Source organism: Escherichia sp. MR, from assembly GCF_005280595.1.
In the GTDB taxonomy this organism is placed as follows: Bacteria; Pseudomonadota; Gammaproteobacteria; order Enterobacterales; family Enterobacteriaceae; genus Escherichia; species Escherichia ruysiae.
The window spans coordinates 13,825-32,637 of record NZ_SZVK01000019.1 but is presented as its reverse complement, the minus strand read 5'-3'; the positions used below and the strand labels follow the sequence as shown (position 1 = coordinate 32,637).

General features: G+C 47.4%; 26 protein-coding genes and 1 pseudogene. 25 read left to right on the top strand and 2 right to left on the bottom strand.

The genetic code is table 11. The annotated features are described in order from the left end of the window. The first annotated feature begins 30 nt into the window (after positions 1–30). From FC814_RS10770 to cspB, 15 genes and pseudogenes are all read left to right on the top strand, one after another. On the top strand, positions 31–570 hold the full coding sequence (locus FC814_RS10770) for a toxin YdaT domain-containing protein (protein WP_107316933.1): 540 nt from the start codon (positions 31–33) through the stop codon (positions 568–570). Beyond that, the gene (locus tag FC814_RS10765; RefSeq protein WP_170967946.1) at positions 567–1,586 is read left to right on the top strand and encodes a replication protein; all 1,020 of its coding nucleotides are present in this window, start codon (positions 567–569) and stop codon (positions 1,584–1,586) included. Before FC814_RS10770 ends, FC814_RS10765 begins: the two co-directional genes overlap by 4 nt. Beyond that, entirely contained in the window at positions 1,583–2,305 is a 723-nt protein-coding gene (locus FC814_RS10760) for a replication protein P (protein WP_089659851.1), read from the top strand. Before FC814_RS10765 ends, FC814_RS10760 begins: the two co-directional genes overlap by 4 nt. Before the next feature lie 152 nt (positions 2,306–2,457). Next, on the top strand, positions 2,458–3,123 hold the full coding sequence (locus FC814_RS10755; protein WP_000691849.1) for a hypothetical protein: 666 nt from the start codon (positions 2,458–2,460) through the stop codon (positions 3,121–3,123). Between the two features lie 14 nt (positions 3,124–3,137). Continuing rightward, positions 3,138–4,097 carry a hypothetical protein gene (locus FC814_RS10750; RefSeq protein ID WP_001030591.1) on the top strand — a complete coding sequence of 320 codons (960 nt, stop codon included), beginning with the start codon at positions 3,138–3,140 and terminating at the stop codon, positions 4,095–4,097. Positions 4,098–4,728: 631 nt separating this feature from the next. Continuing rightward, the gene (locus FC814_RS10745) at positions 4,729–5,337 is read left to right on the top strand and encodes a P22AR C-terminal domain-containing protein (RefSeq protein WP_000211451.1); all 609 of its coding nucleotides are present in this window, start codon (positions 4,729–4,731) and stop codon (positions 5,335–5,337) included. A 234-nt stretch (positions 5,338–5,571) separates the two neighbouring features. Beyond that, entirely contained in the window at positions 5,572–6,081 is a 510-nt protein-coding gene (locus tag FC814_RS23125; protein WP_000990012.1) for a hypothetical protein, read from the top strand. A gap of 96 nt (positions 6,082–6,177) precedes the next feature. Beyond that, positions 6,178–6,279 carry a hypothetical protein gene (locus tag FC814_RS10735; RefSeq protein WP_077167840.1) on the top strand — a complete coding sequence of 34 codons (102 nt, stop codon included), beginning with the start codon at positions 6,178–6,180 and terminating at the stop codon, positions 6,277–6,279. Then, positions 6,276–6,731, top strand: a complete 456-nt coding sequence (gene ybcN / locus FC814_RS10730) for a DNA base-flipping protein YbcN (protein WP_001053035.1) — start codon at positions 6,276–6,278, stop codon at positions 6,729–6,731. The genes FC814_RS10735 and ybcN overlap by 4 nt, the downstream gene beginning before the upstream one ends. Then, complete coding sequence (locus FC814_RS10725) at positions 6,731–6,901, top strand: NinE family protein (protein WP_000224914.1); 171 nt, start codon at positions 6,731–6,733, stop codon at positions 6,899–6,901. Before ybcN ends, FC814_RS10725 begins: the two co-directional genes overlap by 1 nt. Further along, positions 6,894–7,184, top strand: coding sequence for a DUF1364 domain-containing protein (locus FC814_RS10720; protein ID WP_000774504.1), 291 nt, complete (start codon positions 6,894–6,896; stop codon positions 7,182–7,184). Before FC814_RS10725 ends, FC814_RS10720 begins: the two co-directional genes overlap by 8 nt. Next, the gene (rusA, locus tag FC814_RS10715; RefSeq protein ID WP_137325924.1) at positions 7,181–7,543 is read left to right on the top strand and encodes a crossover junction endodeoxyribonuclease RusA; all 363 of its coding nucleotides are present in this window, start codon (positions 7,181–7,183) and stop codon (positions 7,541–7,543) included. The genes FC814_RS10720 and rusA overlap by 4 nt, the downstream gene beginning before the upstream one ends. Next, positions 7,540–7,679, top strand: a pseudogene (locus FC814_RS10710) (YlcG family protein). Before rusA ends, FC814_RS10710 begins: the two are co-directional and overlap by 4 nt. Before the next feature lie 80 nt (positions 7,680–7,759). After that, positions 7,760–8,512, top strand: coding sequence for an antitermination protein (locus FC814_RS10705; protein WP_137325923.1), 753 nt, complete (start codon positions 7,760–7,762; stop codon positions 8,510–8,512). Positions 8,513–8,880: 368 nt separating this feature from the next. Beyond that, positions 8,881–9,096, top strand: coding sequence for a cold shock-like protein CspB (gene cspB, locus FC814_RS10700; protein WP_000066486.1), 216 nt, complete (start codon positions 8,881–8,883; stop codon positions 9,094–9,096). Between the two features lie 281 nt (positions 9,097–9,377). Here the strand turns inward: cspB and ynfU are convergent, their stop codons facing one another. Continuing rightward, positions 9,378–9,548: a putative zinc-binding protein YnfU gene (gene ynfU, locus FC814_RS23120; RefSeq protein ID WP_001405948.1), complete on the bottom strand. Its 171-nt coding sequence runs from the start codon at positions 9,546–9,548 to the stop codon at positions 9,378–9,380. Between the two features lie 221 nt (positions 9,549–9,769). Here ynfU and essD point away from each other — a divergent pair, with 221 nt between their 5' ends. Further along, positions 9,770–9,985, top strand: coding sequence for a phage lysis protein EssD (gene essD, locus FC814_RS10695; protein WP_137325922.1), 216 nt, complete (start codon positions 9,770–9,772; stop codon positions 9,983–9,985). A gap of 4 nt (positions 9,986–9,989) precedes the next feature. Further along, positions 9,990–10,208 (top strand): DUF1327 domain-containing protein, encoded by a 219-nt coding sequence (locus FC814_RS10690; RefSeq protein WP_000165360.1) that lies wholly within the window; start codon positions 9,990–9,992, stop codon positions 10,206–10,208. Positions 10,209–10,232: 24 nt separating this feature from the next. Here the strand turns inward: FC814_RS10690 and FC814_RS10685 are convergent, their stop codons facing one another. Next, the gene (locus tag FC814_RS10685; RefSeq protein WP_064226331.1) at positions 10,233–10,529 is read right to left on the bottom strand and encodes a hypothetical protein; all 297 of its coding nucleotides are present in this window, start codon (positions 10,527–10,529) and stop codon (positions 10,233–10,235) included. A gap of 127 nt (positions 10,530–10,656) precedes the next feature. On the opposite strand from FC814_RS10685, the gene FC814_RS10680 reads away from it, so the two are divergent. The 8 genes from FC814_RS10680 to FC814_RS10645 all read left to right on the top strand — a co-directional run bounded on the left by FC814_RS10680 (position 10,657) and on the right by FC814_RS10645 (position 18,754). Continuing rightward, positions 10,657–11,190 (top strand): lysozyme, encoded by a 534-nt coding sequence (locus tag FC814_RS10680; RefSeq protein WP_137325921.1) that lies wholly within the window; start codon positions 10,657–10,659, stop codon positions 11,188–11,190. Next, on the top strand, positions 11,187–11,654 hold the full coding sequence (locus FC814_RS10675; protein ID WP_137325920.1) for a lysis protein: 468 nt from the start codon (positions 11,187–11,189) through the stop codon (positions 11,652–11,654). The genes FC814_RS10680 and FC814_RS10675 overlap by 4 nt, the downstream gene beginning before the upstream one ends. After that, positions 11,642–11,794, top strand: coding sequence for a hypothetical protein (locus FC814_RS10670; RefSeq protein WP_001139679.1), 153 nt, complete (start codon positions 11,642–11,644; stop codon positions 11,792–11,794). The genes FC814_RS10675 and FC814_RS10670 overlap by 13 nt, the downstream gene beginning before the upstream one ends. A 674-nt stretch (positions 11,795–12,468) precedes the next feature. Continuing rightward, complete coding sequence (locus FC814_RS10665; RefSeq protein ID WP_000373425.1) at positions 12,469–12,963, top strand: DUF1441 family protein; 495 nt, start codon at positions 12,469–12,471, stop codon at positions 12,961–12,963. Next, positions 12,963–15,065 carry a phage terminase large subunit family protein gene (locus FC814_RS10660; protein ID WP_137325919.1) on the top strand — a complete coding sequence of 701 codons (2,103 nt, stop codon included), beginning with the start codon at positions 12,963–12,965 and terminating at the stop codon, positions 15,063–15,065. The genes FC814_RS10665 and FC814_RS10660 overlap by 1 nt, the downstream gene beginning before the upstream one ends. Then, positions 15,062–15,274, top strand: coding sequence for a hypothetical protein (locus FC814_RS10655; RefSeq protein ID WP_001072975.1), 213 nt, complete (start codon positions 15,062–15,064; stop codon positions 15,272–15,274). The genes FC814_RS10660 and FC814_RS10655 overlap by 4 nt, the downstream gene beginning before the upstream one ends. Next, positions 15,202–16,782, top strand: a complete 1,581-nt coding sequence (locus FC814_RS10650; RefSeq protein WP_011478361.1) for a phage portal protein — start codon at positions 15,202–15,204, stop codon at positions 16,780–16,782. The genes FC814_RS10655 and FC814_RS10650 overlap by 73 nt, the downstream gene beginning before the upstream one ends. Beyond that, positions 16,727–18,754 (top strand): ClpP-like prohead protease/major capsid protein fusion protein, encoded by a 2,028-nt coding sequence (locus FC814_RS10645; protein WP_021538845.1) that lies wholly within the window; start codon positions 16,727–16,729, stop codon positions 18,752–18,754. Before FC814_RS10650 ends, FC814_RS10645 begins: the two co-directional genes overlap by 56 nt. Positions 18,755–18,813: the final 59 nt, after the last annotated feature.

The window sequence follows — 18,813 nt, the reverse complement described above, 5'->3', positions numbered from 1 at the left end:
TCTGCGGCGTTAACTGATAAGGCAATGACTATGCAACCACTTACATACCAACAGACTAGCGGATTTAGCCCGACTGCGGTGATAAATCGTTCTCAAACAAAACAAGCTCCAGGCCACGAAAAAATCCGTGATGCCGTCCGCGCCTGGTCGGCTGCAGATAATCAGGATGTTGTTGCCGCACTCATTGTGAATGAGTATCGGGAGCAGGGCGGCGGCACCATCGATTTCCCTGATAATGTCAGTCGTGCACGCCAGAAGCTGTTCCGCTTCCTCGATAACAAATTCGATTCTGAAAAATACCGAAATAACGTGCGTGAACTGACCCCGGCAATTCTGGCGGTACTACCGCTGGAATATCGCGGCCACCTGGTTGAGCAGGATAGCTTCATGGCTCGGCTGGCTGAAATGGAAAAGGAACTCAGTGAGGCAAAACAGGCTGTCATTCTCAACGCACCACGCCACCAGAAACTGAAGGAGATGAGTGAAGGCATTGTGTCGATGTTTCGTGTGGACCCAGATCTGGCTGGTCCACTGATGGCGATGGTCACCAACATGCTGGGGGCAATATGACAGGTTCGGAAATGGCGAAAGCCGGTCTGCGCGAACAGAACCGACTTTCAGGTGCAAATCGTAACACACTCATTGCGGGAGGAATTATGGCAAACACTGCTGAGATATTCAATTTTCCAGTGCCGGATGTGGCACAAAAGGAGCCGCGCGTGGCAGATCTCGATGATGGTTATACGCGCATTGCAAATGAGTTGCTGGAAGCTGTGATACTGGCCGGATTAACACAGCACCAGCTTCTGGTCTTTCTGGCTGTCATGCGCAAAACATATGGCTTTAATAAAAAACTGGATTGGGTTAGCAACGAGCAACTTTCCGAATTAACCGGGATATTGCCGCACAAGTGTTCTGCTGCAAAAAGTGTTCTGGTAAAGCGTGGGATTTTTATTCAGAGCGGGCGGAATACCGGCATTAATAATGTGGTCAGTGAATGGTCAACATTACCCGAATCAGGTAAGAAAAATAAAGTTTACCTGAAAGAGGTAAATTTACCTGAATCAGGTAAAAAAAGTTTACCCAAATCAGGTAAAGGCGTTTACCCGAATCAGGTAAACACAAAAGACAAACTAACAAAAGACAATATAAAACCTTTTTCGTCCGAGAATTCTGGCGAATCCTCTGACCAACCAGAAAACGATCTTCCTGTGGTGAAACCAGATGCTGCAATTCAGAGCGGCAGCAAGTGGGGGACAGCAGAAGACCTGACCGCCGCAGAGTGGATGTTTGACATGGTGAAGACCATCGCGCCATCAGCCAGAAAACCGAATTTTGCAGGGTGGGCTAACGATATCCGCCTGATGCGTGAACGTGACGGACGTAACCACCGCGACATGTGTGTACTGTTCCGCTGGGCATGCCAGGACAACTTCTGGTCCGGTAACGTGCTGAGTCCGGCCAAACTCCGCGACAAGTGGACCCAGCTCGAAATCAACCGAAACAAGCAACAGGCTGGCGTGACAGCCGGCAAACCAAAACTCGACCTGACGAACACTGACTGGATTTACGGGGTGGAGCTATGAAAAACATCGCCGCACAGATGGTTAACTTTGACCGTGAGCAGATGCGTCGGATCGCCAACAACATGCCGGAACAGTACGACGAAAAGCCGCAGGTACAGCAGGTAGCGCAGATCATCAATGGTGTGTTCAGCCAGTTACTGGCAACTTTCCCGGCGAGCCTGGCTAACCGTGACCAGAACGAACTGAACGAAATCCGCCGCCAGTGGGTTCTGGCTTTCCGGGAAAACGGGATCACCACGATGGAACAGGTTAACGCAGGAATGCGCGTAGCCCGTCGGCAGAATCGACCATTCCTGCCATCACCCGGGCAGTTTGTTGCCTGGTGCCGGGAAGAAGCATCCGTTACCGCCGGGCTGCCAAACGCCAGCGAGCTGGTTGATATGGTTTACGAGTATTGCCGGAAGCGTGGGCTGTATCCGGATGCAGAGTCTTATCCGTGGAAATCAAACGCGCACTACTGGCTGGTTACCAACCTGTATCAGAACATGCGGGCCAATGCGTTGACTGACGCGGAATTACGGCGCAAGGCTGCCGATGAACTGTCCTGTATGACCGCACGAATTAACCGTGGTGAGGCTATACCTGAACCAGTAAAACAACTTCCTGTCATGGGCGGTAGACCTCTAAATCGTGCACAGGCTCTGGCGAAGATCGCAGAAATCAAAGCTAAGTTTGGGCTGAAAGGGGGAAAAGCATTATATAAAAAGATTTCGAAATAATGCATTGATTTTTATGTTTTTTTCTGTTCAGGTTCTATTGGTTGAAATTAATGCCACTGGGAATAAAAGTTTTAGCAAAGCCCTTCAAAAATGTTGCTGTTGTAAGCTAGAATAATGCGCCAAATTTACATTGCTGAAACCTGGAATATAGGATGAAAATCATACAGTTACAAATGGTATTTTTTTACGATTCATCAACGACTGTCGATTTCGATGGAATGTCGTATTTTATTAGGCAAACTTTTAAAAAGAAGGCAGGTATTGAATTAACAAACAATATGATGTTGGGCGTTTTACCTATGGATACCCCACCAGAGATTCCTCGTCTCCAATTGTTTTCTATAGATAATAAATTTAGAGTTCAATGCTCACTGCAGAGATGTGATTTGTTTTTTGAACGTATGGATTCTGAGCAAGAGGTAGACTTACATTTGTTTCAAGAAGTTTTCGATAGTGTGGTTGATATCCATAAAGAACTCAATAAGGATATTATCAGAATAGGCTTGGTGGCCGTTAAGGCGGAATTAAACAACAACCCAAACAAAGAGATTGTTAAAAACTATCTTAGTAACAACATGCAGAATGATAGCGAAATAATTGAAGATATTAATTTAATGTATAATAAAAAATTCGAGTTTGAGCAGTCCATATTTAATTGTCATTTGTCGATTATGTCAGGATATGATCTTGTCAGAGAACAACCAATGCTAGTGAAACAGATCGATGTGAATACAATCGAGAGTTTTATATTTAAAGATAAATATACCGCAGAAAAAACAAAAAAAGCCTTTTTAAGTAAAGTGAATGAAATTCAGTAATGTGAGGTGGCTGAATGAATAAGGATGATAATAAAAAGGATATAAAAAGAATTGCAAATAATAATGCTATAGTCAACGATGACATGGCAAAAAGAACTGCGCATCATTCACTTTATTCTAATTCACAAGTATCGAATAGTACATCTACGTATACAGGAGGGGTACAAAAAATTAGTAATTTGCAGATAGATAATAAAACTGCAACAGCTTCAAATAAAGAGCGGGAAAGTATATCTATCAAAGACGCGGCACCACAAAACTTAATAAAAACCTCTCTTTTTGTTAATGAAAAAGAAATGTTGCATGAAGCTATAAAATACAGTTCAAAAGCAACTGTGCCGGTGATGGATAATACTGTCTCTAATGCCATTTTATCTAATTACTTTGTTAATAATAATTCTGAATCTACAATTTCTTTTAATAAAGAGAATGTAAAAAAATATACAAAAAGTGATATTGATAACATCCTCTGGAAAAATATCAATGATCAACTAACCAATTTTTCGCAAGAGTTGAATAAGAGCAAAAAGAATATTAATGATACTAAAAGAAAAATAGGTAAGGTAATGTCTTCATTATCTCAGCAAACTGCAAAGATTGAGCAATTTGATGCAACATTATCAAATGCTGAAAAAGATATACATGAGAAAGTTAAAAGCTTTGAATCGGAAGTAATTACAGCAAGGAACTCAATGCTGGGTGTCATTGCTTTATTTGCTTCTTTCTTTACTTTCATTTCTATTTCAGTAAACGTATTTTCTCGCGATATGTCTTTAAGCATGTCAATCTCAGTTTTGTTAGTGATATGGTCGTGCTTAATTAGCTTTATCTTTGTTTTTATGGCAGGAATTAGCAAGGGAGGAGCTTTTTTTACAAGCTCATCATTTATTAAGCATGCCATTTTTATGGTTGTGCTTTTTATTTCATCTTTCGCACTCCCTAAAGTTATTTTTAATATCTTTGCAATTAGCTGACTATCAGATGTTATCTTCAGTTGTTTAGGGTTGATTTAAAAGCGAATCTTAATATTTTCAAGTTTTGAATTTAGAAATAAAAAAGCCATAATATTGTCATCGGAGCCTAAAAAACTCCGGTGACTTCTGCGCTAAACGGGGACGTTTATGCGCACACACAATCCAAACTCTCATCTCCATTCACAGATGCAGAAATGCACCTACGATTTTTTACATTCGGTGTTTTACTTCGACAGCCAGAATTGGGAGTCTCTATTCGTCTGGCGGCTAAAGGTGATATGGAAATCGTTATGTTTTGGCCTGAGGTAGTTGTAACTGTTGTAGCAACTATGGCTGTGATCATCATGGTGTCCATTTACTGGGGTTGACGACATGATTTATCCGGCGCTATATTCTGTGCGTTGCCGCAAAATCGGCACACGGGATTGGCGTCCCGGGATACTACTCAACGCATACCGCGTTAAGCGGTTTTTTTGTGCGCTAAGCACGGCTATGCCCAAATTATGGTGGGCTGTGTGAGGGCTTCTTCGGAAGCGCCGGGTTTGAGTAGCCGGTTACGCCAACCTTACACAGTTCACCACCAGTCGATTGGCGTCGTTGGTGGTGATGGTTAACCTGATGAGGTGATACTATGACTACTCAATTAGCATTCCACAAAACGACGTTTACCCCGATTTGCCACAATAACAGAATTTGGCTTACTGCCACTGAAGTTGGTTTAGCACTGGAATATGCGGACGATAAAGCAGTTCAGCGCATTTACTCTCGGCACTCAGATGAATTCACAGATATGATGACAAGGGTGGTCAAAGTGACCACCCCTCGTGGAATGCAGGAGTCTCGAGTATTTAGCCTTCGCGGAGCCCATTTGATCGCCATGTTTGCTCGTACTCCTGTGGCCAAAGAATTCCGCCGCTGGGTTCTGGATATTCTCGATCGAGAAGTTCAACAATCCCCAATCACAAAACAATTCACTGATAACGAACTTTGCACACTCGCCTGGTTATGGCGAGCAAGTGATACGATGTTAACCGCCTGCCAGAACGTTACGCCCCTTCTTCAGGTCGCAGAGCATCGCGAAGCAGGTAGATTCACTTCAATCGAACAAGAATATCCTCGGATACTCAACAGGGCGCGAGAAATCCTTGCCAGAGAAACGGCGCATGTAAAATTCCAACCGTGGCAGGATGATAAGTGGAGTCGTGTGTTACCATATTTCCGTCAGAATCTGTTGCAATAAAGTCACTAGTTAGAAATACTGCCAGCATTCTGCGATGACGGAAGTGCTGGCATTTTTTTGGTAATGTGCGAGTCCATTTCATAAAATACGGGTACTGGAACTGGACGATATAATCTAAAAGATACCATTATCAGTAGCATTAAAATCGCTATGTGCCGATACGGATATAAGTTATATTGATTGTTCACATACCTTATTGGATATTACTGAGGGGTGTTTATATAAGGTGTAACGATGATGTGGAACTTTGACAGTGCCGACTTAAGTGCAATAGCAGCAGGCATTTCTGCGTTTGGCACATTAGCCGCAGCGGGGTCGGCGCTTGCAAGTTGGTACACGTCAAAAAAAGCGCTGCAGCTACAAAATAGAGTTTACCTTTATGAGTCTTTAAAGGCTTGCGCTGAGAGAGCCAATTCATCAGCTAAAGATAAGCGCGGATCTGAATGGAGCGTTAATGATGCAGCGGATATCATCAGGTGCCTAGTACGGGCGATGGAGATCATCAAGCAGGATAGCCAGCAGAAAGAAGGTAATCAGGCATTAATGTTGAAACAGTACTTTGTTAATCTGCTAATAATGGAACTGTACGAGGAAGTTCATAACGGTGATGCGGCTGATTCTGTTTTTAAAAGGACGGAACCTACACAAGTACTTGATAACTTATGGGGCAAATGGCAGGAGGCTATAGCTTTTTTTGATATTTGGAATTACCCAGTTGCGACTGAGGAAGACTTGGCAGACTAATTTTCAGCACATTTGATTTCCAATAATCAACCAGCCATAATCATGCCATTGGAGCCTGAACAACTCCGGTGACTTCTGCGCTAAACGGGGACGTTTATGCGCACATACAATCCAACCTATCTTCTCCATTCACAGATGCAGAAATGCACCTGCGATTTTTTGCATCCAGCGTTTGGCCTCTGCGGAGGTGAAGCGTGAACCTCCCACAAGACGGCATAAAATTACATCGCGGTAACTTCACCGCTATCGGTCGGCAGATCCAGCCTTATCTGGAGGAGGGCAAATGCTTTCGCATGGTGCTTAAACCGTGGCGTGAGAAACGCAGTCTTTCCCAGAATGCACTCAGCCACATGTGGTACAGCGAAATCAGTGAATACCTCATCAGCAGGGGTAAAACGTTCGCCACTCCAGCTTGGGTAAAAGATGCTCTCAAACACACATATCTCGGTTATGAAACCAAAGACCTGGTTGATGTCGTAACCGGTGATATCACCACTATCCAGTCGTTACGCCATACCTCCGATCTTGATACCGGAGAGATGTATGTCTTCCTGTGTAAGGTCGAAGCCTGGGCGGTGAATATTGGCTGCCATCTGACTATTCCGCAGAGCTGCGAGTTCCAGCAGCTCCGTGACAAGCAGGAGGCGTAATGGCTACACCGCTTATTCGTGTCATGAACGGACACATCTACAGAGTACCAAATCGTCGTAAGCGTAAACCGGAGCTGAAGCCTTCCGAAATACCAACACTGCTCGGATATACCGCCAGCCTGGTTGATAAAAAATGGTTGCGACTGGCAGCAAGGAGGAATCATGGCTGATTTGAGAAAAGCAGCGCGTAGTCGGGAATGCCAGGTAAGAATCCCTGGCGTATGTAATGGCAACCCTGAAACGTCTGTACTGGCACATATCCGGCTGACTGGATTGTGCGGCACCGGTACCAAACCGCCAGACCTGATTGCCACCATTGCATGTTCTGCCTGCCACGACGAAATCGACCGCCGCACACATTTTGTCGATGCTGCATATGCAAAAGAATGCGCGCTGGAAGGTATGGCGAGAACACAGGTTATCTGGCTGAAAGAGGGGGTAATCAAGGCGTGAATACTTACCACATCACACTACCCTGGCCGCCGAGCAATAACCGCTACTACCGCCATAATCGCGGGCGCACGCACATCAGCGCAGAGGGGCAGGTATACCGCGATAACGTCGCCCGAATCATCAAAGGCTCCATGCTGGATATCGGTCTGGCTATGCCAGTGAAAATCCGTATTGAGTGCCACATGCCGGATCGCCGTCGCCGTGACCTGGATAATCTGCAAAAAGCAGCTTTTGACGCACTCACCAAAGCAGGTTTCTGGCTGGATGATGCTCAGGTCGTTGATTATCGCGTTGTGAAAATGCCCGTTACCAAGGGTGGAAAGCTGGAACTGATCATCACCGAACTGGGGGATGAATGATGTGTGAGTCATATATGGCAGAACTCCTTCGCTACCGCTGGGTGCGCCTGCGCTTATATCGTTTCCCGGTTCTGTTTTGACCGATTACCGGATACTGAAGAATTACGCCAAAACACTGGCAGAGACAATTGTATGAAGCCAGAGATAACGATCGGTTGATGCCGTTTTATTGTTTTTTGCTGCCAATTGGCGTGCTGGTGTAAATGGAGAGCGAGAATGAATCTTGAGGCCTTACCAAAATATTACTCCCCAAAATCTCCAAAATTGAGCGATGACGCACCGGCGACAGACTCAGGTGGTTTATCAATTACGGATGTGATGGCTGCGCAGGGGATGGTGCAGTCGAAAGCACCGCTTGGGTTTGCCTTATTCCTGGCAAAAGTTGGTGTTCAGGACCCTCAGTTTGCGATTGAAGGTCTGCTCAATTACGCGATGGCACTGGATAACCCGACATTGAATAAATTGAGTGCAGAAACACGGTTACAGATTATTCCTTACCTCGTGAATTTTGCCTTTGCTGATTATTCCAGGTCTGCGGCAAGTAAGGCTCGCTGTGAGCATTGTGCTGGTACGGGATTTCATAATGTATTGCGCGAAGTGGTGAAACATTCCAGAAGCGGGGAATCCGTTATCAAGGAAGAGTGGGTGAAGGAACTATGTCAGCATTGTCATGGTAAGGGAGAAGTCAGCACAGCGTGCAGAGGGTGTAAGGGTAAAGGTATTGTCCTGGATGAAAAAAGGACCCGGCTTCATGGCACGCCTGTTTATAAGATTTGTGGGCGTTGCAATGGAAACCGGTTTAGCCGTTTACCAACCACACTGGCGCGGCATCATGTCCAGAAACTGGTACCGGACCTGACGGATTATCAGTGGTACAAGGGGTATGCTGATGTTATTCATAAACTGGTTACAAAGTGCTGGCAGGAAGAAGCATATGCAGAAGCACAGTTGAGAAAAGTGACAAGATAAATAATTTTCGCCGAAGATATCGACATGATGCTTGCATTTTTCAAAAAATATGGATAGGATTTTCTCAACGATGGGCTTTGTATGTCCGGTGTTGAGAAAAAGTAGAAAACCCGCTAATGAGCGGGTTTTTGTGTTTTAAATGGGGAGGTGGCTGGATGTCTAAAATAAACATTGCTTCCAAGTGTACAACTATGCGTTAATGGCTGCGTCGGTTTGAAGAACAGACGATATACGAAGTAGTTTACTAAAGCAGTTCTCATTTCAGGTGTTATTCACTTATTCCTTCTTTGAGTCTCTCCAATTAAGTACGAAGTCGTTTCTGTTATACAAATCATTTATGCCGAAAGGCTCAAGTTAAGGAATGTAGAATGTCAAATAAAATGACTGGTTTAGTAAAATGGTTTAACGCTGATAAAGGTTTTGGCTTTATTTCTCCTGTTGATGGTAGTAAAGATGTGTTTGTGCATTTTTCTGCAATTCAGAATGATAATTATCGAACCTTATTTGAAGGCCAAAAGGTTACCTTCTCTGTAGAGAGTGGTGCTAAAGGTCCTGCAGCAGCAAATGTCATTATTACTGATTAAAATTCATAGCTTGTCTGTATACGATAACGAAGAAGGCTGATGCCTGAGTAGAGATGCAGATAGAGTTGTGGGTATTGAATCCCATTTTGTGGTGAAGTGCAGGTTTGCTGCATGAATAGTTTTACAGTAGAAGCTAACTGCTGGCATAGCAATACAAAGTGCGTAAGTGGGTAACTACCACAAAAAGCACCACAATCTCAAACCCGCGCAGGCGGGTTTTTTATTATCTGATTTAAATATATTATTAAAATATAAAAACTCTTTGTAAGTAATCAAAACACTCAGGCAACAGCTTTAAGATTTGTTTGGAATACTTTGTTGCAATGAGGGCAGATCAAAAGGGCACCTTTTTGTACTCTAGAAAAACTGTGTTCTGATTCTTGGGTACAGTTTGGGCAGGAACATTTTACGAGATAATTACGGCGTGATTTTGAGTCTTTACGTTCTGACATAGGCTTTTCCTGTATAAATGGCCGTATACATTACACTAAATAGAAAAATATATCCCGCATTATTATTTAATAGATGGTTTTTCTTTTAAAATATTTAACCACATTATTTTAATTTTCTGTTTTTTGAGCGTCGTTGAGAACAACGTTTGCTGTAAAAACTAACCCGTAGACTCCGATCTTTTCAAACATATTGCACCATCCGTGTACATCGGGGTGAGGATATGAAATCAATGGATAAGTTAACAACAGGTGTCGCCTATGGCACCTCTGCAGGCAGTGCTGGCTACTGGTTTTTACAGTTACTCGATAGAGTAACTCCGTCACAGTGGGCTGCAATCGGTGTGCTGGGTAGTCTGGTATTTGGCCTGCTGACGTACCTGACAAACCTTTATTTCAAGATTAAAGAAGACAGGCGTAAGGCTGCGAGAGGAGAGTAAGACAATGACTAAAAACTATGAACTGATTGTGAAAGGGACCCGCAATTTTGAGAATAAAGTTACGGTAATCTTAACGTTACAGGACAAAGAACGTTTTGCCGGTGAAATTTTTGATCTGAACATCAACCTTGAGCGACTTGAAGGAGCTGGTTTGGATTATTATGAAGTTACTGCGGTAAAACATGCCAAACAGTTCTTGAGAGATTTGGCTGAAAAAATATAAAGCGGCATTACTGCCGCTTAGAAATTATTCAATGTCTGGTAGCTTATCAAAGATTTCGGATACTCTTATATTTGTCATATAAGCAAATTGAGATTCTGCCAACTCTTTGGGTGATTTTCCCGCTTTTTCTGAGCCAAAAATTGTTTCTAAAGCCAGCATGTTATATTTGAGAACCTCTTCTCGAGTTTTACCTGATAATTTTGCGGTAACAGCAATATAAAAAGGCAACACTTTATCCAGAAGGTCGTCGTGTTTTATCAGTTGTGGTAATACCACATCAAGTTGCTTACTGATTGGTTTGAATGGATCTATACCGTTCATAGTTACATTCCCTTATCAGAGGTAATCAGCCATCCCCCCTTTATTACATACGCCAGTATCCACCACTGACGGGCTGAGTGCTTAACATATCTAGAGATTAGAAACTGATAAATCCTGATAAATATCCATGAATGCTAATATCAAATACGGCCTGTCAGCAGCCGTTCTGGCGCTGATTGCTGCAGGCGCGTCTGCTCCTCAAATACTTGACCAGTTTCTGGACGAAAAAGAAGGTAACCACACAACGGCATACCGTGATGGCTCCGGAATATGGACCATCTGTCGGGGGGCAACAAGGGTTGATGGTAAACCTGTTATTCTGGGCATGAAACTGACGAAGGAAAAATGCGACCAGGTTAACGCCATTGAACGTGATAAGGCGCTGGCATGGGTGGATCGCAATATTAAAGTACCACTGACCGAACCACAGAAAGCGGGTATCGCGTCATTTTGTCCCTATAACATTGGCCCCGGTAAGTGTTTCCCGTCGACGTTTTATAAGCGGCTGAATGCCGGTGATCGTAAGGGCGCATGCGAGGCGATTCGCTGGTGGATAAAAGATGGTGGGCGCGATTGCCACATACGTTCAAATAACTGCTATGGACAGGTTATTCGTCGTGACCAGGAAAGCGCATTAGCCTGTTGGGGGATAGATCAGTGAGCAGAGTCGCCGCGATTATTTATGCTCTGATTATCTGCATCATCGTCTGCCTGTCGTGGGCGGTCAATCATTACCGTGATAACGCCATCGCCTACAAAGAACAGCGTGATAAAAAAGCCAGTGAGCTGAACCTGGCGACCGCCACCATTACTGAAATGCAGCAGCGCCAGCGTGATGCTGATGCACTCGATGCTAAATACACGAAGGAGTTAGCTGATGCGAAAGCTGAAAATGATGCTCTTCGGCGCAAGCTTGATAATGGTGGTCGGGTGCTCGTCAAAGGCAAATGTCCTGTGCCATCCTCAGCCGAAACCTCCAGCGCCTCCGGCATGGGCAATGATGCCACCGTCGAACTCTCTCCAGTTGCTGGACGAAACGTTCTCGATATCCGAGACGGAATCATTAGCGACCAAACAGCACTGAGAACGCTTCAGGAATACATCAGGACGCAATGCCTTCGATGATAGCGATAATTTTACTCATCATCCTTCACATCTGGCTCTGTAGACAGGGTGGTGCTCACTTCTGGAGTGAATCATGGTTAAATATCTCATTGCTGATGCTTGATATTGAGCATCTGGCGCGCGGTAAGGGGCTGCGTTGAGATAAGAGCCAGTCATTAAAAATACCTGGATTTAGCCTCGCATTCGCGGGGCTTTTTTATTGCCATTACAAAAGCCACTCCCTACAGAGTGGCTTTGATAATGGCTTATACCCTACACGGGATAACTTAACTGATATCCCTTTTAACGGATAAAGGTATTCAAGCCTGACACATCATGCGCTGTATCGTCGCTGTATTCCCGCATTAACCATGACCGTAGCCCGACGGGGAACTCCTTCTGCGCGAGTGTGCGGGAATAATCAAAAACGATGCACACCGGGTTTTTACCGCACTAATGATTCGCGGGTTTGTCCCTCATGCTCGCCAGTCCTGTGCGGGGGTGGAAGAAACAGGACACTCACACAGATTCTTGTGGGTCGATGCTATTCCTTTCTGGATTATCCCGATGCCATTCATGCAAGGGCTGTATCAGACGTTCGTCATGGCTGTCAGGCTGACGGGTCCTCCCGGTGGGGTGGCCTGCCACGGGGCGGGAGCGTCGCGGAAAAAGGCTAGTTTTTGAAATTTCATTCGTCATCACCACAACTGTAGTGAATTGATATTCAAGAGATTTTATTTTTCCGGTGTCGATTTTGATTGTTTTTTGTTCATCACTAACACCATTTATCTAAAGTTGTTCGCAAGATGCATGTTTAAAACATTCCGGAGCGGGTATGGATCGAGAGTTAAAAAATCTGACGCTGAATATCAGTCAACTGGCAGCACTGTCAGGTGTACATCGCCAGACTGCTGCGGCAAGGCTGCAAAATCTACCCGTTGCAGGGGGGCATGAAAGCAACCTTAAGCTTTATCGGGTGGTTGATATTGTGTCGGCATTTCTGGCATTACCACCGCCGGTTGCTGAAGGCGAAATGGACGCGCATGAGCGCAAAGCCTGGTATCAGTCTGAACGTGAGCGTCTTAAGTTCGAACAGGAAACAGCACAACTCATTCCGGCCAGTGATGTCAGACGGGAGTTTGCCATCTGGGCAAAAGCGGTCGTGCAGGTGCTGGAGACATTACCGGATATTCTGGAACGCGACTGCGGTCTGCAGCCTGCCGCTGTGAGCCGTGTTCAGTCCATTATTGATGATCTGCGCGATCAGATAGCCCTGCGGGTGACAGAAGCAGGTGCGGATGATGAGGAGGAATTACAGCAGGAGGAGTAATGCTGAATCAGGAAACCGCAAAGGCAGCACGAACCGATTCAGGTTATATCCTTCGCGCACCGAGACGAATGCGGGTTGCTGATGCCGTTGCTCAGTATATGCGGGTGCCCATGGGGGCCGGGAACTCAGTCCCGTGGGATCCGCTGGTGGCACCGTATGTTATTGAGCCGATGAACTGCCTGGCCTCGCGTGAATACGACGCAGTGATATTTGTTGGCCCGGCACGAACTGGCAAGACTATCGGCCTGATTGACGGCTGGGTGATTTACAACGTGATTTGCGATCCTGCGGATATGCTGATCATTCAGATGACGGAGGAAAAAGCCCGCGAACACTCCAAAAAACGACTTGCCAGAACGTTTCGCGTCAGCCCGGAAGTGGTCAGTCGCCTGAGTCCGAACAAAAATGACAACAACGTTTATGACAGAACATTCCTTGCTGGCAACTACCTGAAAATCGGCTGGCCGTCAGTCAATATCATGTCCTCATCAGATTATAAATGCGTGGCGCTGACGGATTATGACCGTTTTCCGGAAGATATTGATGGCGAGGGGGATGCCTTCTCTCTTGCCTCAAAACGTACCACCACATTTATGTCCAGTGGTATGACGCTGGTGGAGAGTTCCCCCGGCAGGGATGTGAAGGATGTGAAATGGCGACGGACTTCACCGCATGAGGCTCCACCAACCACGGGGATACTGTCGCTCTATAACCGTGGCGATCGCCGTCGCTGGTACTGGCCCTGTCCACACTGTGGTGAGTATTTTCAGCCCTGCGGCGATGTGGTTGCTGGTTTCCGTGATATTGCCGATCCCGTGCTGGCAAGTGAGGCGGCTTATATTCAGTGTCCTTCCTGTTCAGGACGGATTATGCCTGAACAAAAACGTGAGCTGAACGGACGTGGGGTCTGGTTGCGGGATGGTGAATCCATCAATGCGGATGGCAGTCGTTATGGTGATCCCCGACGCTCACGTATTGCGTCATTCTGGATGGAGGGTCCGGCAGCTGCTTACCAGACACTCTCGCAACTCGTTTACAAACTGCTTACTGCAGAACAGGAATACGAGACAACCGGAAGTGAAGAAACACTCAAGACGGTTATCAATACCGACTGGGGATTACCTTATCTTCCCCGTGCCAGCATGGAGCAACGAAAAAGTGAACTGCTTGAGCAGCGGGCAGAGCCAGTTCCTTCCCGCAGTGTGCCAGATGGCGTTAATTTCCTGGTGGCGACAGTGGATGTGCAGGCGGGACGTCATCGCCGTTTTGTGGTTCAGGTAACGGGCTATGGCAGCCGTGGCGAACGCTGGATTATTGATCGTTACAACATCACGCAGTCATTGCGCGGTGACAGCGACGGGGAGAGCCAGCGAATTGATCCGGCCAGCTATCCGGAAGACTGGGATGTCCTGCTGACGGATGTTTTTCATAAAAGCTGGCCGCTGGCCTCCGATCCTTCTCAACAAATGCGACTGATGGCAATGGCGGTGGACTCCGGCGGTGAAGACGGGGTCACTGATAATGCCTATAAATTCTGGCGTCGTTGCCGTCGTGATGGCCTTGGTAAACGTATTTACCTGTTTAAGGGCGACAGCATCCGGCGCGCAAAACTGATCACCCGTACATTCCCTGATAACACCGGACGAACGGGCCGACGGGCGCAGGCCGCAGGTGATGTGCCGCTCTGGCTTCTTCAGACGGATGCCCTGAAAGACCGGGTGAATAACGCGTTATGGCGTGACTCTCCAGGTCCCGGCTATGTGCATTTCCCTGACTGGCTGGGGAGCTGGTTTTACGACGAACTGACGTATGAAGAGCGGAGTAGTGACGGGAAATGGAGTAAGCCGGGTCGCGGTGCCAACGAAGCTTTTGACCTGATGGTGTATGCCGAGGCTCTGGTCATTCTGCATGGATACGAAAAGATCCGCTGGCCGGATGCACCGGAGTGGGCGAGCCGGGAAACCTGGCTGGAGTGTGTCCCGGACAGTACTGAACCGTCACCCTCACCGGAACCGGTATCCACGCCTGTTAAAAAACAAAAACGGAAGAAAACAGTAACTGACGATATTAACCCCTGGCTGACTTCCGGAGGATGGTTATGAACCAGAATGATATCGAAGCCATGATTCAGCGTTATACGGAAGCTGAAATGGCGGTGCTGGACGGAAAATCCGTCACCTTTAATGGTCAGCAGATGACCATGGAAAACTTATCTGAGATCCGGCAGGGACGGCAGGAGTGGGAGCGCCGCCTTGCGGCTCTGATTACACGACGACGGGGGCATCCCGGGTACCGGCTGGCGAGGTTCTGATGGCAATTCTTGATGATGTGATTGGCGTTTTTTCACCAGGATGGAAAGCGGCAAGGCTGCGTTCCCGTGCGGTGATCCAGGCTTATGAGGCCGTAAAAACGACGCGGACACACAAAGCCCGGCGGGAAAACCGAACTGCCGACCAGTTAAGCCAGTACGGGGCCGTGTCGTTACGTGAGCAGGCCCGTTACCTTGATAACAACCACGATCTGGTTATTGGTGTATTTGACAAGCTGGAAGAACGGGTGGTGGGGAAAAACGGGATTATTGTCGAGCCACATCCGGTATTACGCAATGGGGCCATTGCCCGTGATCTGGCAGCGGAGATACGCACCCGATGGAGTGAATGGTCTGTCAGTCCGGAAGTCACCGGGCAGTTTACCCGTCCGATGCTGGAACGTCTGATGCTGCGTACCTGGCTGCGCGATGGTGAGGTGTTTGCCCAGATGGTTTCCGGGCGCATAAACAGCCTGACGCCTTCTGCCGGTGTTCATTTCTGGCTGGAGGCGCTCGAGCCGGACTTTATTCCCATGACCAGTGATGAGAGCAACAGGCTGAATCAGGGCGTGTTTGTTGATGACTGGGGGCGTCCCGAAAAATATCTGGTGTATAAAAGCCGTCCCGTATCCGGGCGGCAGATGGAAACCAAAGAAGTGGATGCAGAGCGAATGCTGCATCTTAAATTTGTTCGCCGTCTGCACCAGATGCGCGGGACGTCTTTGTTGTCCGGTGTGCTGATCCGCCTCAGTGCCCTGAAAGAGTATGAAGATTCTGAGCTGACTGCAGCAAGGATCGCCGCTGCTCTGGGGATGTACATCCGCAAAGGCGACGGGCAGAGCTATGAACCGGATGGTAATGGCAGCAAGGAGAATGAACGCGAGCTTACCATTCAGCCAGGCATTATTTACGACGATCTGAAACCCGGCGAAGAAATCGGAATGGTGAAGTCGGATCGTCCCAATCCTAACCTTGAAACTTTTCGTAATGGTCAGTTGCGTGCCGTGGCGGCGGGCAGTCGTCTGAGTTTTTCCAGTACGGCACGCAACTATAACGGCACTTACAGCGCCCAGCGTCAGGAACTGGTTGAGTCTACTGATGGCTACCTGATCCTGCAGGACTGGTTTATTGGTGCCGTCACCCGCCCGATGTATCGTGCCTGGCTGAAACAGGCTGTGGCATCCGGTGTTATCAGGCTACCCCGCGATCTTGACCGTTCTTCACTGTATACCGCGGTGTATTCCGGACCAGTGATGCCGTGGATTGACCCTGTTAAGGAGGCTGAGGCCTGGAAAATCCAGATTCGTGGTGGAGCGGCGACAGAATCAGACTGGGTACGTGCTGGTGGTCGTAATCCGGATGATGTCAAACGTCGGCGCAAGGCCGAAATTGATGAAAACCGCAAGCTGGATCTGGTATTTGATACTGATCCGGCCAGTGATAAAGGAGGCAGCAGTGCCGCAACGAAACGACAGGAGCCGCAGCACACCGACGACCAGTCCGAAGAATAATTCCTGGTTCAGGATGCAGGCTGGTCACCAGAGTGACGCGGATATTTATATTTATGACGAGATTGGTTTCTGGGGTGTTACAGCGAAGCAGTTTATCAGTGATCTGAATGCACTGGGCGATATCACCCACATTAATCTCCATATTAATTCACCGGGTGGCGATGTCTTTGAAGGCATCGCCATTTTTAATGCGCTGAAAACACATGGTGCGTCCATTACCGTTTATGTCGACGGTGTGGCGGCGTCAATGGCGTCGGTCATTGCGATGGTGGGAAACCCGGTCATTATGCCGGAAAACACCTTCATGATGATTCATAAACCATTTGGCTTTACGGGCGGTGATGCGGAAGACATGCGCACCTATGCCGACCTGCTCGATAAGGTTGAGGCGGTTCTGTTACCCGCTTATGCACAGAAAACCGGGAAAACCACCGATGAAATTGCTGCCATGCTGGCGGATGAGACCTGGATGTCCGGTGCCGAATGTCTGGCACATGGATTTGCTGATCAGGTAACGCCAGCCGTTAAGGCAATGGCATGTATTCAGTCAAAACGTACAGAGGAATTTAAAAAGATGCCGGAATCCATTCGAAACATGATTACTCCGCCACGCAACAGTGCTCCACGCGTACAGGATAATGAACCTGTAGCCTCCCGGACGCCAGTGCAGGCAGCAGCACCCGTGGTGGATGAAAACAGTATCCGTGCGCAGGTACTGGCAGAGCAAAAAGCGCGTGTAAACGGTATTAATGATTTGTTTGCCATGTTTGGCGGGCGTTATCAGACGCTGCAGGCTCAGTGTCTTGCCGATCCTGAATGTTCGCTGGAGCAGGCCCGCGAAAAGCTGTTGAACGAGATGGGGCGCGAGTCCACGCCATCCAATAAAAATACCCCGGCTCATATTTATGCCGGTAACGGTAATTTTGTGGGGGACGGGATCCGCCAGGCGCTGATGGCGCGTGCCGGATTTGAAAAAACCGAACGTGATAATGTCTACAACGGGATGACCCTGCGTGAATATGCTCGTATGTCACTGACTGAACGGGGGATTGGGGTTTCCAGTTATAACCCGATGCAGATGGTCGGTGCGGCGTTCACACACAGTACGTCTGACTTCGGTAATATTCTGCTGGATGTTGCGAACAAAGCCATTCTACAGGGCTGGGAAGATGCCCCTGAAACCTATGAACAGTGGACGCGGAAAGGTCAGTTGTCTGATTTTAAAATTGCCCATCGTGTGGGTATGGGGGGCTTCAGTGCTCTGCGTCAGGTGCGTGAAGGGGCGGAATATAAATACGTCACCACCGGAGATAAACAGGCCACTATTGCACTGGCGACCTATGGCGAGCTGTTCAGTATCACCCGTCAGGCCATTATCAATGATGATCTGAATATGCTGACCGATGTCCCGATGAAACTGGGTCGTGCGGCGAAATCCACTATTGCCGATCTGGTTTATGCCATTCTGACGTCTAACCCGAAAATATCCACAGATAATGTAAGTCTGTTCGATAAAGCGAAACATGCAAACGTACTGGAGAGCGCTGCAATGGACGTGGCATCGCTGGATAAAGCCCGCCAGTTGATGCGTGTTCAGAAAGAGGGGGAGCGTCATCTGAATATTCGTCCTGCGTTCGTACTGGTACCGACGGCGATGGAGTCTGTTGCTAACCAGGTCATTCGCTCCTCAAGTGTCAAGGGGGCTGACATTAACGCCGGTATTATTAACCCGGTGAAAGATTTTGCGACCGTTATTGCAGAGCCTCGTCTTGATGATAACAGCCAGACCACTTTCTACCTGGCTGCGTCCAAAGGCTCCGATACGATTGAAGTGGCTTATCTCAACGGTGTGGATACGCCATATATTGATCAGATGGAGGGCTTCAGTGTGGATGGCGTGACAACGAAAGTGCGTATTGACGCCGGTGTCGCGCCAGTTGATCACCGCGGTCTGGTGAAATGTACGGCGTAAACGTCGCAGACAACAACTCTGATGGCCCGTAAGGGCTTTTTTTGTACCTGAAATCAGCC

What these genes read in the sequence shown, in the direction of transcription:
- FC814_RS10665 (WP_000373425.1), top strand. Translation starts at nt 12,469, where the DNA reads ATGGATCGAGAGTTAAAAAATCTGACGCTGAATATCAGTCAACTGGCA.
- FC814_RS10655 (WP_001072975.1), top strand. Translation starts at nt 15,062, where the DNA reads ATGAACCAGAATGATATCGAAGCCATGATTCAGCGTTATACGGAAGCT.
- FC814_RS10725 (WP_000224914.1), top strand. Translation starts at nt 6,731, where the DNA reads ATGGCTACACCGCTTATTCGTGTCATGAACGGACACATCTACAGAGTA.
- FC814_RS10690 (WP_000165360.1), top strand. Translation starts at nt 9,990, where the DNA reads ATGACTAAAAACTATGAACTGATTGTGAAAGGGACCCGCAATTTTGAG.
- FC814_RS10660 (WP_137325919.1), top strand. Translation starts at nt 12,963, where the DNA reads ATGCTGAATCAGGAAACCGCAAAGGCAGCACGAACCGATTCAGGTTAT.
- cspB (WP_000066486.1), top strand. Translation starts at nt 8,881, where the DNA reads ATGTCAAATAAAATGACTGGTTTAGTAAAATGGTTTAACGCTGATAAA.
- FC814_RS10765 (WP_170967946.1), top strand. Translation starts at nt 567, where the DNA reads ATGACAGGTTCGGAAATGGCGAAAGCCGGTCTGCGCGAACAGAACCGA.
- ynfU (WP_001405948.1), bottom strand. Translation starts at nt 9,548, where the DNA reads ATGTCAGAACGTAAAGACTCAAAATCACGCCGTAATTATCTCGTAAAA.
- FC814_RS10685 (WP_064226331.1), bottom strand. Translation starts at nt 10,529, where the DNA reads ATGAACGGTATAGATCCATTCAAACCAATCAGTAAGCAACTTGATGTG.
- FC814_RS10770 (WP_107316933.1), top strand. Translation starts at nt 31, where the DNA reads ATGCAACCACTTACATACCAACAGACTAGCGGATTTAGCCCGACTGCG.
- FC814_RS10680 (WP_137325921.1), top strand. Translation starts at nt 10,657, where the DNA reads ATGAATGCTAATATCAAATACGGCCTGTCAGCAGCCGTTCTGGCGCTG.
- FC814_RS10720 (WP_000774504.1), top strand. Translation starts at nt 6,894, where the DNA reads ATGGCTGATTTGAGAAAAGCAGCGCGTAGTCGGGAATGCCAGGTAAGA.
- FC814_RS10670 (WP_001139679.1), top strand. Translation starts at nt 11,642, where the DNA reads ATGCCTTCGATGATAGCGATAATTTTACTCATCATCCTTCACATCTGG.
- FC814_RS10705 (WP_137325923.1), top strand. Translation starts at nt 7,760, where the DNA reads ATGAATCTTGAGGCCTTACCAAAATATTACTCCCCAAAATCTCCAAAA.
- FC814_RS10750 (WP_001030591.1), top strand. Translation starts at nt 3,138, where the DNA reads ATGAATAAGGATGATAATAAAAAGGATATAAAAAGAATTGCAAATAAT.
- FC814_RS10760 (WP_089659851.1), top strand. Translation starts at nt 1,583, where the DNA reads ATGAAAAACATCGCCGCACAGATGGTTAACTTTGACCGTGAGCAGATG.
- FC814_RS10735 (WP_077167840.1), top strand. Translation starts at nt 6,178, where the DNA reads ATGCGCACATACAATCCAACCTATCTTCTCCATTCACAGATGCAGAAA.
- FC814_RS10755 (WP_000691849.1), top strand. Translation starts at nt 2,458, where the DNA reads ATGAAAATCATACAGTTACAAATGGTATTTTTTTACGATTCATCAACG.
- FC814_RS10745 (WP_000211451.1), top strand. Translation starts at nt 4,729, where the DNA reads ATGACTACTCAATTAGCATTCCACAAAACGACGTTTACCCCGATTTGC.
- FC814_RS23125 (WP_000990012.1), top strand. Translation starts at nt 5,572, where the DNA reads ATGATGTGGAACTTTGACAGTGCCGACTTAAGTGCAATAGCAGCAGGC.
- essD (WP_137325922.1), top strand. Translation starts at nt 9,770, where the DNA reads ATGAAATCAATGGATAAGTTAACAACAGGTGTCGCCTATGGCACCTCT.